The organism is Staphylococcus sp. HMSC077D08 (assembly GCF_001837945.1).
Classification (GTDB): Bacteria; Bacillota; Bacilli; order Staphylococcales; family Staphylococcaceae; genus Staphylococcus; species Staphylococcus epidermidis.
Map to the genome: position 1 here is coordinate 1 of NZ_KV834755.1, position 15034 is coordinate 15034.

A 15034-nucleotide genomic window follows, 5' to 3' on the forward strand; every position below is an offset into this window, starting at 1 on the left:
TTTAATTATAAGTACTTGACTAATCGTAGGAAAGAGGCTGGGACAAACACAGGCTTTTTCAATACATTGGCAGATTGAGTGTCATTGAAGAAGCTCGAAATTTAGAAAAATGTATTTTTGATGAGTGAACATTTACGATTTGAATTAAAATAAAAGCAAGAGAAACAAAAACGTTACTCTTGCTTAAATCTACGTATGTTAGATAAAGAATCCTGCAATAGCCGCTGATATAAACGAAACAAGTGTTGCACCAAATAATAATTTTATTCCGAAACGAGCAACAACGTCACCTTTTTCATCATTCAATGATTTAATAGCTCCTGAAATAATACCAATTGAACTAAAGTTTGCGAATGATACTAAGAAGACAGAGGTAATTCCTTTAGCATGTTCCGATAATCCAGTCGCTTTACCTAAATCTTGCATTGCTACAAATTCATTAGATAGTAATTTTGTAGCCATTACTGAACCAGATTGAACTGCATCTTGCCACGGTATTCCAGTTAGGAAAGCGAAAGGTGCAAAAATAAATCCAATAAGCGTTTGGAAGTTCCATTGAATAGCACCACCAGACATAAAGCTTAAGATTCCACTCACCATTCCATTTAATAAAGCAATAATTGCAATATAACCTATCAGCATAGCGCCTACAATAACTGCTACTTTAAATCCATCTAGTATATACTCCCCAAGCATTTCAAAGAAAGATTGTTTTTTTGTTTCGTTCTCATCAATTAATAATTTGTCGTCTTCCTCATTGACTTTATAAGGATTAATGATAGATGCAATGATAAAACCACCAAACAAGTTAAGCACTACTGCAGTAACAACATATTTTGGTTCAATAAGTGTAAAATAAGCGCCTATAATTGATGCTGATACCGTTGACATCGCTGAAGCAGTTAATGTATATAAGCGTTGTTTAGGTATGTAAGGTAATTGTTTTTTTAATGAGATAAAGACTTCAGATTGTCCTAGAATTGCTGCCGCGACCGCATTGTAAGATTCTAAACGGCCCATTCCATTAATTTTTGAAATTAAAAAGCCCAGTAAGTTAATAATTAGTGGAAGTATTCGTGTATATTGTAATATACCAATCAATGCTGAAATAAAAACAATAGGTAACAAAACGCTAAAGAAGAATGGTGGTTGTTTAGGATCAATAAATTTAAAGCCACCAAATACAAAATTGACACCGACCGCTGCTTTAGCTAATAAATAATTAAAACCATCTGAAATACTCCCAATAACTGAAATTCCCAAATTAGTTTTAAGTAATATAAATGCAAATATTAGTTGAATTACTAATAGCAATCCAACATATCGCCAGCGAATATTTTTTCTGTCTGAACTAAATAAAACTGCGAGTGCTAAAAAGAAAATGATTCCTAATATCCCAATCACAATATGCATATTTCTTCATTCCTTTAAATTTTTTCTATTTTCTATCATACAACAAAATGAACACGCTAACATCATTAATTTGAAATTTTAAAATCAAATTGGTTGAAAAAGGTCAAAGATGGTCATATAATATAGTCAAAGAAGGTCAAAAAAGAGGTGATATCTATGCACAATATGTCCGACATCATAGAACAATACATTAAGCGGTTATTTGAAGAAGCAGATGAAGATGTTGTAGAAATACAACGCGCTCATATTGCTCAACGTTTCGATTGTGTTCCTTCTCAACTTAACTATGTTATTAAGACACGTTTTACTAATGAACATGGTTATGAAATAGAAAGTAAACGTGGTGGCGGTGGTTACATTCGAATCACTAAAATTGAAAATAAAGATGCTACAGGTTATATTAATCACTTACTACAATTAATAGGTCCATCTATTTCTCAACAACAAGGGTATTATGTCATAGATGGTTTGTTAGATAAAGGTTTGATCAATGAAAGAGAAGCTAAAATGATACAGACCATTATTGATAGAGAAACTTTAAAAATGGATGTTGTTGCACGCGATATTATTAGAGCTAATATCTTAAAACGATTACTACCAGTTATTAATTATTACTAGGTTAGGTGAGGTGTTTAAAATTGCTTTGTGAAAATTGCCATTTTAATGAAGCGGAAGTTAAACTTACTGTTAAAGGTATAGATAGTACGCATGAAAAATGGGTATGTTCAGTATGTGCCCAAGGAGAAAACCCCTGGTTACATTCTAACGATGATAATACGTATCATACACACCAAGACGATATAGAAGAAGCATTTGTAGTGAAACAGATACTTCAACACCTTGCTGCAAAACATGGTATTAATTTTCATGAGATGGCATTTAAAGAAGAAAAAAAATGCCCAACGTGTCAGATGACACTTAAGGATATTGCACATGTTGGTAAGCTTGGGTGTGCTGATTGTTATGCTACGTTTAAAGAAGACATCATTGATATAGTTCAACGTGTTCAAGGTGGTCAATTTGAACATGTAGGAAAAACACCACAATCATCGTATAAGAAACTTGCAATAAAAAAGCAAATTGAAGAAAAATCAAAATATCTAAATAAATTGATAGATGGTCAAGAGTTTGAAGAGGCAGCGATTGTTCGTGATGAAATTAAAGCTTTAAAAAGTGAGAGCGAGGTGTCTCATGATGAGTAATATCCATACTAATATTAGTGAGTGGATGAAGATGTCTGAGGAGACACCTGTTATTATTTCTTCCAGAATTCGATTAGCTAGAAATCTTGAAAACCATGTCCACCCACTTATGTTCCCTTCAGAGCAAGAAGGATATCGAGTGATAAATGAAGTTCAAGATGCGCTTTCCAACTTAACTTTAAATCGATTAGATACGATGGATCAACAAAGTAAAATGAAATTGGTTGCGAAACATCTTGTGAGTCCTGAACTAGTGAAACAACCTGCTTCAGCAGTAATGTTAAATGATGATGAATCGGTAAGTGTTATGATAAACGAAGAAGATCATATACGAATACAGGCTCTAGGAACTGATTTATCGCTAAAGGATTTATATCAACGCGCTTCTAAAATTGATGATGAATTAGATAAAGCGTTAGACATTAGTTATGATGAGCATTTAGGATATTTAACTACCTGTCCTACTAATATTGGTACAGGAATGCGTGCAAGTGTGATGTTACATTTACCTGGACTCTCCATTATGAAAAGAATGAACAGAATTGCACAAACAATTAATCGTTTTGGATTTACAATTCGAGGTATATACGGAGAAGGGTCACAAGTATATGGTCACATTTATCAGGTTTCAAACCAACTTACACTAGGGAAAACAGAAGAAGACATTATCGATAACTTAACTGAAGTTGTAAATCAAATTATAAATGAAGAAAAGCAAATAAGAGAAAGACTTGATAAACACAATTCTGTAGAGACACTGGATAGAGTTTATCGATCATTAGGTGTACTACAAAACAGTAGAATTATTTCTATGGAAGAAGCCTCATATCGTTTGAGCGAAGTGAAACTAGGTATTGATTTGAATTATATTTTGCTTGAAAATTTTAAATTTAATGAATTAATGGTAGCAATACAGTCACCATTTTTAATAGATGACGATGATAATAGAACAGTAAATGAAAAAAGAGCTGATTTATTAAGAGAACATATAAAATAGGAGGTATTTATACATGTTATTTGGTAGATTGACAGAGCGTGCACAACGTGTGTTGGCACATGCACAAGAGGAAGCAATTCGTTTGAACCATTCTAATATTGGAACAGAACATCTTTTGCTTGGTTTAATGAAAGAGCCAGAAGGTATAGCAGCAAAGGTATTAGTAAGTTTTAATATTACTGAAGATAAAGTCATCGAAGAAGTTGAAAAACTTATCGGTCACGGTCAAGAGCAAATGGGCACACTACATTATACACCGAGAGCAAAAAAAGTAATTGAACTGTCTATGGATGAAGCTCGAAAGCTACATCATAACTTTGTAGGAACAGAGCATATACTATTAGGTTTAATTAGAGAAAATGAAGGTGTTGCAGCACGTGTATTTGCAAACCTAGATTTAAATATTACTAAAGCACGTGCCCAAGTTGTAAAAGCTTTAGGAAGTCCAGAAATGAGTAATAAAAATGCGCAAGCTAATAAGTCTAATAACACGCCTACTTTAGATGGATTAGCTAGAGATTTAACTGTTATTGCTAAAGATGGAACGTTAGATCCAGTCGTAGGACGAGATAAAGAAATTACTCGTGTAATTGAAGTTTTAAGTCGTCGTACTAAAAATAATCCTGTGCTAATTGGTGAACCCGGTGTTGGTAAAACAGCAATTGCTGAAGGGCTTGCGCAAGCAATTGTTAAAAATGAAGTACCAGAAACTTTAAAAGACAAACGTGTAATGTCATTAGATATGGGTACAGTCGTAGCTGGCACTAAATATCGTGGTGAATTTGAAGAAAGATTGAAAAAAGTTATGGAGGAAATCCATCAAGCTGGTAATGTTATTCTATTTATCGATGAACTTCATACTTTAGTTGGCGCTGGTGGCGCAGAAGGAGCAATTGATGCATCTAATATTTTAAAACCTGCTTTAGCTCGTGGAGAATTGCAATGTATAGGTGCCACAACATTAGATGAATATCGTAAAAATATAGAAAAAGACGCTGCATTAGAACGTCGTTTTCAACCAATTCAAGTGGATGAACCTACAGTTGAAGACACGATTGAAATCTTAAAAGGATTACGTGACCGTTATGAGGCTCATCACAGAATTAATATCTCAGATGAAGCTTTAGAAGCGGCTGCTAAATTGAGTGATCGCTATGTTTCAGATCGTTTCTTGCCAGATAAAGCCATTGACTTAATTGATGAGGCAAGTTCAAAAGTTAGACTTAAAAGTCATACAACGCCAAGTAATTTAAAAGAGATTGAACAAGAAATTGATAAAGTAAAAAATGAAAAAGATGCTGCAGTTCATGCTCAAGAATTTGAAAATGCCGCTAATTTAAGAGATAAGCAATCTAAACTTGAAAAGCAATATGAAGATGCTAAAAATGAATGGAAAAATGCACAAGGTGGTTTAGATACTGCCTTATCTGAAGAAAATATCGCTGAAGTAATAGCTGGTTGGACAGGTATTCCTTTAACTAAAATTAATGAAACTGAATCAGATCGTTTATTGAATCTTGAAGATACACTTCATAAACGTGTCATTGGACAAAACGATGCTGTCAATTCAATTAGTAAAGCTGTTAGAAGAGCTCGTGCTGGTCTTAAAGATCCAAAACGTCCAATCGGTAGTTTTATTTTCTTAGGACCTACAGGTGTGGGTAAAACTGAATTGGCTCGTGCTTTAGCTGAATCTATGTTTGGTGAAGACGATGCAATGATTCGCGTAGATATGAGTGAATTTATGGAGAAACATGCTGTCAGTCGATTAGTTGGTGCACCTCCAGGATATGTAGGACATGATGACGGCGGTCAATTGACTGAAAAAGTTAGACGTAAACCATACTCTGTGATTTTATTTGATGAAATTGAGAAAGCACATCCTGACGTATTTAATATTCTTCTACAAGTTTTAGATGATGGTCATTTAACAGATACTAAAGGTCGTACTGTGGACTTCCGTAATACTGTGATTATTATGACTTCTAATGTGGGAGCTCAAGAATTACAGGACCAACGCTTTGCTGGTTTTGGAGGTGCTTCAGAAGGTAGTGACTACGAAACTGTCAGAAAAACAATGATGAAAGAATTAAAAAATTCATTCCGACCAGAATTCTTAAACCGTGTTGATGACATTATTGTCTTCCACAAACTTACAAAAGATGAATTAAAAGAAATTGTTACAATGATGGTAAATAAACTTACTCACCGTCTTTCAGAGCAAAATATTAATATTGTTGTTACTGATAAAGCGAAAGAAAAAATTGCAGAAGAAGGATATGATCCTGAATATGGTGCTAGACCACTCATTAGAGCAATTCAAAAAACGGTTGAAGATAATTTAAGCGAATTGATTTTAGATGGAAATAAAATTGAAGGTAAAGAAGTAACAATTGATCATGATGGTAAAGAATTTAAGTATGATATTTATGAAATTACAGCTAAAAAAGAAACAACAGAATCATAATTAAATTATTATAACTTTAATTTCGCATATTGAGTTACTACAATTATAACGTTAAATATTAAATTAAGAAGAGTGAGATAGAAAGCGTAAGTAATTCGCTGTCTCACTTGGTAATGAGGACTAGAGTTGAAAATTGAGATTAGCCCAAGTTCAACTCGGTTGTCAATTGCCAATAAATAAAATGCCTGGGACAATCATTGTCTCAGGCATTTTCTATACTAAGATAATCACTTAAATATATAATAATAAACAATGAATGAGGTAAATCAATTTAAAATTTTACTTATATTTTTGCTGAATCATCATTAGTATAATTGCCAGAATGTTTAAACAGATAAGCATATGATGAATGTTATAGGTTCATTATAGAAATATTATGAAAGGGTTATAGACTTATAAGTGTTATCAACATCATTATTTAATTTTAATTTGTCAGATTCAACTTGTCAGTTTAAAATAGATTTGTTCATATTAAATCGGAGGTGTCTCAATGGCCAAGAAAAAAGTAATATTCGAATGTATGGCATGTGGCTATCAATCTCCTAAGTGGATGGGCAAGTGCCCTAACTGCGGTGCGTGGAATCAAATGGAAGAAATAGTAGAAAAGGTTGCTCATCCTAAACATGGTGTAAAAACAAAAGAAACAGCAGGTAAGGTACAAAAGTTAAATAGTGTTAAGCATGAAGCTACCCCTAGATTACTTACAGAATCAAAGGAATTTAACCGTGTTTTAGGTGGAGGTATTGTAAGTGGTTCGTTAGTACTAATAGGTGGAGACCCAGGTATTGGTAAGTCGACTTTATTGCTACAAATTTGTGCTGCGCTGTCACAAAATAAGAATGTTTTATATATTACTGGTGAGGAATCTATTAATCAAACTAAGTTGCGCGCTGATCGTTTAGAAGAAGATTCTAGTCATCTTAATGTTTTAGCTGAAACTGATTTAGAAGTGATACATCAAACTGTAAAAGAAGAGAGACCTGACTTACTTGTTGTTGATTCGATTCAAACAATCTATCATCCGGAAATTAGTTCCGCACCTGGATCGGTATCACAAGTAAGAGAGAGTACGCAGAGTTTAATGAACATTGCTAAACAAATGAATATTGCCACATTTATTGTGGGACACGTAACAAAAGAAGGACAAATCGCCGGACCAAGATTATTGGAACATATGGTTGATACAGTTCTTTATTTTGAAGGAGATGAGCATCACGCATATCGTATCCTTAGAGCAGTAAAAAATAGATTTGGTTCTACAAATGAGATGGGGATTTTCGAAATGAAGCAAAGTGGATTAAAAGGTGTACTTAATCCTTCTGAAATGTTTTTAGAAGAACGTTCTACAAATGTTCCGGGCTCTACAATCGTCCCCACTATGGAAGGAACAAGACCACTACTCATTGAAGTCCAAGCGCTTGTTACACCAACAACATTTAATAATCCTAGACGAATGGCTACAGGTATAGATCATAATCGATTAAGTTTACTTATGGCGGTTCTAGAAAAAAAGGAAAACTATTTACTCCAACAACAAGATGCCTATATTAAAGTAGCAGGTGGCGTCAAATTAACAGAACCTGCTGTTGATTTAAGCATTATTGTTGCGACAGCTTCAAGTTTTAAAGATCAAGCTGTTGATGGATTAGATTGTTTTGTGGGTGAAGTTGGATTAACAGGTGAAGTACGCAGAGTATCTCGCATAGAGCAACGTGTTCAAGAAGCGACCAAACTAGGGTTTAAAAGAGCTATTATTCCACAGACAAATATTGGAGGTTGGACATTCCCAGAAGGCATCCAAGTCGTTGGTGTTTCATCAGTACATGAAGCTTTGAAATATGCATTACATTCAAAACAGCGATAAGCCATATTGTTAAGCCATACTAGGATATAACATCAATGGAAGGAGGCTATAAATTGAATATAACAAAAGCAATTGTTGTAGCAATCTATATCATTGTTGGTGCAGCACTTGGTGTTATAATTATACCCGAAGTTGTTACAGATCTTGGCATTCATCACCATGCGGTTATCACTAATTATTATGTAGATGGTTTCATAGGGATCATTATATTTTTTATAATATTTGGATTGTTCATTAATAAAGTAACATATGCTTTTAAACAATTTGAACAATTAATCATGAGACGTAGTGCGGTAGAAATATTATTTGCTACAATTGGTTTAATTATTGGTTTATTTATTTCAGTGATGGTTTCTTTTATCTTAGAAATGATAGGTAATTCCATATTAAATCACTTTGTACCTATGATAATCACTATTATTTTATGTTATTTAGGGTTTCAATTTGGTCTGAAAAAAAGAGATGAAATGCTTATGTTTTTACCAGAGAATATGGCACGTTCCATGTCTAATAATATACGAAGAGCGACACCTAAGATTGTAGATACAAGTGCCATTATCGATGGAAGGATATTAGATATTATACGTTGCGGATTTATCGATGGTGATATATTGATACCACAAGGCGTTATAAATGAATTACAGGTTATAGCGGATGCTAAAGATAGCGTGAAACGTGAAAAAGGTCAAAGAGGATTAGATATTTTGAATCAACTTTATGATTTAGATTATCCTACACGCGTTATACATCCAACTCAATCCCATAGTGATATAGATACATTATTAATTAAATTAGCACAACAGTATCATGCACATGTGATTACGACTGATTTTAATTTAAATAAAGTATGTCACGTTCAAGGAATTACAGCACTCAACGTTAATGATTTATCGGAAGCAATCAAACCTAATGTACATCAAGGCGACCAGTTAAGTATTTTATTAACGAAGATAGGTAAAGAGCCAGGACAAGGCGTAGGATATTTAGATGATGGTACAATGGTGGTTGTTGATAACGCGAAGAGTTACATTGGTCAACAAGTTAATTTAGAGGTCGTAAGTTTGTTACAAACATCATCAGGAAGAATTGTTTTTGCGAAATTTGTTGACTGAAATTTTATAGATTATCTCTGTTAGAATAAGGGTTTCATGTGAAACGTATCGTACGAATTTAGGTACTATATTTAAGTGGAATATTTCAAATTGATTTTATTTAACAAGGTTATGCATATTAAACATGTGACTTATCAAAGAGTTCTTTAAGTGCTACAATATTATTGAAATATTAGGTGGATTAGAATATTCAATATTTAATCAAGTTATTCATCAAGGTATACTTTAGGGTATCTTTATCGTTTGAATAACTTTTTTAAAATTAAACCACTTACAATAAACTACCGCATTTATTTGCATATTTTGATAGTGGTCATAGTTATCATTTTATTGATGTATAATTTGCAAAGTATTTTAATTAATATTTGGCTATTTATTATCCACACAATTAATAGTAGGAGTGAAAATAATGAGTGAACGTATCAGAGTAAGATATGCGCCAAGTCCAACAGGATATTTGCATATTGGTAATGCAAGAACAGCATTATTCAATTATTTATTTGCTAAACATTATAATGGTGATTTTGTTGTTCGCATCGAAGATACAGATAGTAAACGTAATTTAGAAGATGGTGAATCTTCACAATTCGATAATCTAAAATGGTTAGGTTTGGATTGGGATGAATCTGTCGATAAAGATAAAGGTTTTGGACCTTATCGTCAATCTGAACGTGCAGAAATCTATAATCCACTAATTCAACAGCTATTAGAGGAAGACAAAGCATATAAATGTTATATGACTGAAGAAGAGTTAGAAGCAGAGCGTGAAGCTCAAATTGCTCGTGGAGAGATGCCAAGATATGGTGGACAACATGCGCACTTAACAGAAGAACAGCGTCAACAGTACGAAGCGGAAGGGCGTAAACCATCAATTCGTTTCCGTGTGCCTAAAGATCAAACATATACTTTCAATGACATGGTTAAAGGAGAAATTTCCTTTGAATCTGACAATATCGGAGACTGGGTAATTGTAAAAAAAGATGGTGTTCCGACTTATAATTTTGCAGTTGCCGTAGATGATCATTATATGCAAATATCAGATGTTATACGTGGTGATGACCATGTTTCAAATACACCTAAGCAGTTAATGATATATGAAGCATTTGGATGGGAAGCACCTCGTTTTGGTCATATGTCACTCATTGTTAATGAAGAGCGTAAAAAATTAAGCAAGCGAGATGGTCAAATCCTACAATTTATCGAGCAATATCGTGACTTAGGATATCTTCCAGAAGCATTATTTAACTTTATTACATTGTTAGGTTGGTCACCTGAAGGTGAAGAGGAAATCTTTTCTAAAGAAGAATTTATAAAGATTTTTGATGAAAAACGCTTGTCTAAGTCTCCAGCTATGTTCGATAGACAAAAACTTGCTTGGGTTAACAATCAGTATATGAAAACAAAAGATACAGAAACAGTATTCGAACTTGCATTACCTCATTTAATCAAGGCTAATCTTATACCTGAAAACCCATCAGAAAAGGATAGAGAATGGGGACGTAAATTAATAGCGTTGTATCAAAAAGAAATGAGTTACGCTGGTGAAATTGTTCCATTATCAGAAATGTTCTTCCATGAAATGCCGGAACTTGGAAAAGATGAACAAGAGGTATTACAAGGAGAACAAGTGCCAGAACTAATGAACCATTTATATGGTAAATTAGAATCTTTAGAATCGTTTGAGGCAACTGAAATTAAGAAAATGATTAAAGAAGTTCAAAAAGAAACTGGTATTAAAGGTAAACAATTATTTATGCCTATTCGTGTTGCTGTTACTGGACAAATGCATGGTCCTGAATTACCTAACACAATTGAAGTATTAGGCAAAGATAAAGTATTGTCACGCTTAAAAAACCTTGTTTAAATAAATATTAAGTCATAAAGTGTTTACGACTTGAAATTTTACAAGTGACAACATATGATTATAAATATAAAGTGATTCAAAGGATTAGTAGTTAAATGTTTATGTGTCAGAGAGTGTGCGGTAGCTGTGAGCACATCATAAATATTAATGAATGCACCTTTGTTAATAAAAATAAATAATTGAGATGAGAATAGTAATAAATCAAATATGAGTATTGCTATTAAATGAAGAGTGGAACCGTGCGAGAGCGCCTCTAGCAACAAATGTTAGAGGTGCTCTTTTCATATTTTTAAACTTATGATACCGATGATATTCCGCATAGTGATTTAAACGTGTTGAAATTAATTTGATTAGACTGAGGGGGAGACGTTCGTGTTAAAAAGAATGAGAGACGATATAAAGATGGTGTTTGAACAGGATCCTGCAGCGCGCTCGACTTTAGAAGTAATAACTACTTACGCTGGATTACATGCAGTTTGGAGTCACTTAATTGCCCATAAATTATATAAAAATAGACGCTATGTAGCAGCCAGAATGATTTCTCAACTATCACGTTTTTTTACCGGAATTGAAATACATCCAGGTGCAAAAATCGGTAAGCGTTTATTTATCGACCATGGCATGGGTGTAGTTATTGGAGAAACATGTACAATTGGTGATAATGTTACTATTTATCAAGGAGTTACTTTAGGTGGTACAGGCAAAGAAAAAGGAAAACGCCATCCTGATATTGGTGATAATGTTTTGATAGCAGCTGGATCTAAGATATTAGGTAATATAAAAATTGAATCAAATGTGAATATTGGAGCTAATTCCGTAGTATTACAGTCTGTTCCTAGTTATACAACTGTAGTAGGTATACCAGGTCACATTGTTAAACAAGAAGGTAGACGTATTGGTAAAACATTTGATCACCGTAACTTACCTGATCCACTTTACGAACAAATTAAACACTTAGAAAGACAGCTTGAAAAAGCTAAGAATGGAGAGATTCAAGATGATTACATTATATAATACCTTAACACGTCGGAAAGAGACGTTTGAGCCCATTGAACCAGGTAAGGTCAAAATGTATGTATGTGGGCCAACAGTTTACAATTATATTCATATTGGAAATGCACGACCAGCTATTAATTATGATGTAGTCAGAAGATATTTCGAATATAAGGGATATGAAGTCATCTATGTTTCTAATTTCACAGACGTTGATGATAAACTCATTAATCGCTCTAAAGAACTTAATGAAAGTGTTCCTGAAATTGCTGAAAAGTATATTAAAGCTTTTTATGAGGACGTTGGTGCTTTGAATGTGAAAAAGGCTACATCTAATCCGCGTGTGATGCATCATATGGGTGAAATTATTGATTTTATTAAAGAATTAGTAGATGAAGGTTATGCATATGAAAGTGACGGTGATGTCTATTTTAGAACACGTCAATTTGATGGATATGGTAAATTAAGTCATCAATCATTAGATGATTTGAAAGTTGGCGCTCGTATTGAAGCTGGAGAACAAAAAGAAGATGCGCTAGATTTTACTTTATGGAAGAAAGCTAAACCAGGTGAAATTAGTTGGAATAGTCCATTTGGTAAAGGTAGACCAGGTTGGCACATTGAATGTTCAGTAATGGCTTATCATGAACTAGGGTCTACAATAGATATTCACGCAGGTGGTTCAGATTTACAATTTCCGCATCATGAAAATGAAATTGCTCAATCAGAGGCTCATAATCATGCACCTTTCGCAAATTATTGGATGCATAATGGTTTTATTAATATTGATAATGAGAAAATGAGTAAGTCTCTAGGAAATTTCATTTTAGTTCACGATATCATTAAAGAAGTCGATCCAGACGTATTACGATTCTTTATGATTAGTGTGCATTATCGTAGCCCAATAAACTACAATTTAGAATTAGTAGGTGCGGCGCGAAGTGGTCTTGAACGTATACGTAATAGCTACAAGTTAATTGAGGAAAGAGAACAAATTGCCTCAGATTTGGAAGAACAATCAGAATATATACAACAAATAGATAAAATACTAAATCAATTTGAAACGGTAATGGATGATGACTTTAATACTGCTAATGCAGTAACTGCATGGTATGACTTAGCTAAACTTGCAAATAAATATGTATTAGAAAATACAACTTCAACAAAAGTTTTAAATAGATTTAAAGAAGTGTACAGCATTTTTAGTGACGTCCTTGGTGTACCACTTAAGAGTAAAGAAACTGAAGAGTTACTAGATGAAGACATTGAACAATTGATTGAGGAGCGTAATGAAGCACGTAAAAATAAAGATTTCGCTCGAGCAGATGAAATTAGAGATATGTTAAAAGCACGTCATATCATTTTAGAAGATACCCCCCAAGGTGTAAGATTTAAACGTGGCTAAACATATGAACGTAAAACTTCTTAATCCTTTAACATTGGCATATATGGGTGATGCAGTACTTGATCAACATGTGCGTGAATATATCGTGCTAAAATTACAAAGTAAACCTCATCGTTTGCACCAAGTATCGAAAAGTTACGTTTCAGCGAAAAGTCAAGCTAAGACTTTAGAGTATTTGTTAGATATTGACTGGTTTACAGAGGAAGAGCTAAGTGTTTTAAAACGAGGACGTAACGCTAAAAGTTATACAAAAGCTAAAAATACTGACATTCAAACTTATCGTAAAAGTTCAGCGTTAGAAGCTGTTATCGGATTTTTATATTTAGACCATCAATCAGAACGATTAGAAAACTTATTAGAAACAATTGTTAGGATAGTGGATGAAAGGTAGTGTGAATGTGGAAGATATAGTGATAGTAGGTAGACACGCAGTTAAAGAAGCAATTATATCAGGTCACGCCATAAATAAGATTTTGATTCAAGACGGTATAAAAAAGCAACAAATTAACGACATTTTAAAAAATGCAAAATCACAAAAATTAATTGTACAAACGGTACCAAAATCTAAATTAGATTTTTTAGCAAATGCACCTCACCAGGGTGTGGCTGCTTTAGTAGCCCCATATGAATATGCAAACTTCGATGAATTTTTACAAAAACAAAAGAAAAAAGCCCGTTATTCAACTGTTATCATTTTAGATGGTTTAGAAGACCCGCATAATCTTGGCTCTATATTAAGAACAGCAGATGCTTCTGGTGTTGATGCGGTTATTATACCTAAAAGACGATCAGTTGCGCTAACACAGACCGTTGCAAAAGCTTCTACAGGAGCGATTCAGCATGTTCCGGTTATAAGGGTTACTAATCTTTCGAAAACTATCGACGAATTAAAAGACAACGGCTTTTGGATTGCGGGGACAGAAGCTAATAATGCAACGGATTATAGAGATTTACAAGCAGATATGTCACTAGGTATTGTAATAGGTAGTGAGGGGCAAGGTATGAGTCGTTTAGTGAGTGATAAGTGTGATTTTCATATTAAGATTCCAATGGTTGGACATGTCAATAGCTTGAACGCGTCTGTGGCTGCAAGTTTAATGATGTATGAAGTATATCGTAAACGTCATCAGTTAGAGGAAAAGTCATGAAGAAAAGATACTTAATTATAGATGGTTACAATATGATTGGCCAATCCTCAACACTTAGCACTGTTGCTAAAGAGAATTTAGAAGAAGCTAGAGAGCAATTATTAGACACAATTGCCAACTACAATGCATTAATAGCAGATGAAATTGTCTGTGTATTTGATGCCTATGAACAGTCAGGGATAGAAAGGGAATACTTCTATCATGGTGTCAAAACAATCTTTACTAAAGAAAAAGAAACTGCAGATAGTTTTATAGAACGCTACGTGTATGAATTATATAATAAACACACGACACACATTACCGTTGTAACAAGTGATATGAGTGAACAACATGCTATTTTTGGTTCAGGTGCATATCGTATTTCTTCAAGAGAAATGTGGCGTGAATTAAAAGAAAATGAGGTTGTTGTTAACAAGTCACTTGATGATTTTAGCGAAAAGAAACCAAGAATTAGAATTCCGTTATCTAATGAGATACTTGAAGAATTTGAAAAGATTAGACGTGGCAATCAGAAAAAAGACTAATTTTGCTCTGTTGTGATTTTAGATAGATTTCATATAAACTAATTT

The 15034-nt window shown here is 33.6% G+C and carries 13 protein-coding genes; 12 read left to right on the plus strand and 1 reads right to left on the minus strand.

Annotated features, from left to right (window positions below):
- Positions 1-198 precede the first annotated feature (198 nt).
- Positions 199-1413, minus strand: coding sequence for a NupC/NupG family nucleoside CNT transporter (locus HMPREF2663_RS02820; RefSeq protein ID WP_002438658.1), 1215 nt, complete (start codon positions 1411-1413; stop codon positions 199-201).
- A 156-nt stretch (positions 1414-1569) separates the two neighbouring features.
- Between HMPREF2663_RS02820 and HMPREF2663_RS02825 the strand changes: the two genes are divergently transcribed.
- From HMPREF2663_RS02825 to HMPREF2663_RS02880, 12 genes are all read left to right on the plus strand, one after another.
- On the plus strand, positions 1570-2031 hold the full coding sequence (locus HMPREF2663_RS02825; protein WP_001832288.1) for a CtsR family transcriptional regulator: 462 nt from the start codon (positions 1570-1572) through the stop codon (positions 2029-2031).
- Between the two features lie 20 nt (positions 2032-2051).
- A complete protein-coding gene (locus tag HMPREF2663_RS02830) occupies positions 2052-2615 on the plus strand; it encodes a UvrB/UvrC motif-containing protein (RefSeq protein ID WP_002469112.1) in 564 nt (187 codons plus the stop codon).
- Positions 2605-3612: a protein arginine kinase gene (locus HMPREF2663_RS02835; protein WP_002438663.1), complete on the plus strand. Its 1008-nt coding sequence runs from the start codon at positions 2605-2607 to the stop codon at positions 3610-3612. Before HMPREF2663_RS02830 ends, HMPREF2663_RS02835 begins: the two co-directional genes overlap by 11 nt.
- Before the next feature lie 13 nt (positions 3613-3625).
- Positions 3626-6079, plus strand: a complete 2454-nt coding sequence (locus HMPREF2663_RS02840; RefSeq protein ID WP_002445729.1) for an ATP-dependent Clp protease ATP-binding subunit — start codon at positions 3626-3628, stop codon at positions 6077-6079.
- A 490-nt stretch (positions 6080-6569) separates the two neighbouring features.
- Positions 6570-7943, plus strand: coding sequence for a DNA repair protein RadA (gene radA / locus HMPREF2663_RS02845; protein WP_002445730.1), 1374 nt, complete (start codon positions 6570-6572; stop codon positions 7941-7943).
- A 53-nt stretch (positions 7944-7996) separates the two neighbouring features.
- Entirely contained in the window at positions 7997-9055 is a 1059-nt protein-coding gene (locus HMPREF2663_RS02850) for a PIN/TRAM domain-containing protein (RefSeq protein ID WP_001832313.1), read from the plus strand.
- A 409-nt stretch (positions 9056-9464) separates the two neighbouring features.
- Positions 9465-10919 (plus strand): glutamate--tRNA ligase, encoded by a 1455-nt coding sequence (gene gltX / locus HMPREF2663_RS02855; RefSeq protein WP_002438667.1) that lies wholly within the window; start codon positions 9465-9467, stop codon positions 10917-10919.
- A 384-nt stretch (positions 10920-11303) separates the two neighbouring features.
- Positions 11304-11933 (plus strand): serine O-acetyltransferase, encoded by a 630-nt coding sequence (cysE, locus tag HMPREF2663_RS02860; RefSeq protein WP_002438669.1) that lies wholly within the window; start codon positions 11304-11306, stop codon positions 11931-11933.
- Entirely contained in the window at positions 11917-13317 is a 1401-nt protein-coding gene (gene cysS, locus HMPREF2663_RS02865; RefSeq protein WP_002445731.1) for a cysteine--tRNA ligase, read from the plus strand. The genes cysE and cysS overlap by 17 nt, the downstream gene beginning before the upstream one ends.
- Before the next feature lie 4 nt (positions 13318-13321).
- On the plus strand, positions 13322-13708 hold the full coding sequence (locus HMPREF2663_RS02870) for a Mini-ribonuclease 3 (RefSeq protein WP_002469321.1): 387 nt from the start codon (positions 13322-13324) through the stop codon (positions 13706-13708).
- A 7-nt stretch (positions 13709-13715) separates the two neighbouring features.
- The gene (rlmB, locus tag HMPREF2663_RS02875) at positions 13716-14465 is read left to right on the plus strand and encodes a 23S rRNA (guanosine(2251)-2'-O)-methyltransferase RlmB (protein WP_002494715.1); all 750 of its coding nucleotides are present in this window, start codon (positions 13716-13718) and stop codon (positions 14463-14465) included.
- Positions 14462-14989, plus strand: a complete 528-nt coding sequence (locus HMPREF2663_RS02880; RefSeq protein ID WP_001832317.1) for an NYN domain-containing protein — start codon at positions 14462-14464, stop codon at positions 14987-14989. The genes rlmB and HMPREF2663_RS02880 overlap by 4 nt, the downstream gene beginning before the upstream one ends.
- Positions 14990-15034 lie beyond the last annotated feature (45 nt).

Coding starts and splice junctions, on each gene's coding strand:
- HMPREF2663_RS02820 (WP_002438658.1), bottom strand. CDS start 1,413: ATGCATATTGTGATTGGGATATTAGGAATCATTTTCTTTTTAGCACTC.
- HMPREF2663_RS02825 (WP_001832288.1), top strand. CDS start 1,570: ATGCACAATATGTCCGACATCATAGAACAATACATTAAGCGGTTATTT.
- HMPREF2663_RS02835 (WP_002438663.1), top strand. CDS start 2,605: ATGATGAGTAATATCCATACTAATATTAGTGAGTGGATGAAGATGTCT.
- HMPREF2663_RS02840 (WP_002445729.1), top strand. CDS start 3,626: ATGTTATTTGGTAGATTGACAGAGCGTGCACAACGTGTGTTGGCACAT.
- radA (WP_002445730.1), top strand. CDS start 6,570: ATGGCCAAGAAAAAAGTAATATTCGAATGTATGGCATGTGGCTATCAA.
- gltX (WP_002438667.1), top strand. CDS start 9,465: ATGAGTGAACGTATCAGAGTAAGATATGCGCCAAGTCCAACAGGATAT.
- cysE (WP_002438669.1), top strand. CDS start 11,304: ATGAGAGACGATATAAAGATGGTGTTTGAACAGGATCCTGCAGCGCGC.
- cysS (WP_002445731.1), top strand. CDS start 11,917: ATGATTACATTATATAATACCTTAACACGTCGGAAAGAGACGTTTGAG.
- HMPREF2663_RS02870 (WP_002469321.1), top strand. CDS start 13,322: ATGAACGTAAAACTTCTTAATCCTTTAACATTGGCATATATGGGTGAT.
- HMPREF2663_RS02880 (WP_001832317.1), top strand. CDS start 14,462: ATGAAGAAAAGATACTTAATTATAGATGGTTACAATATGATTGGCCAA.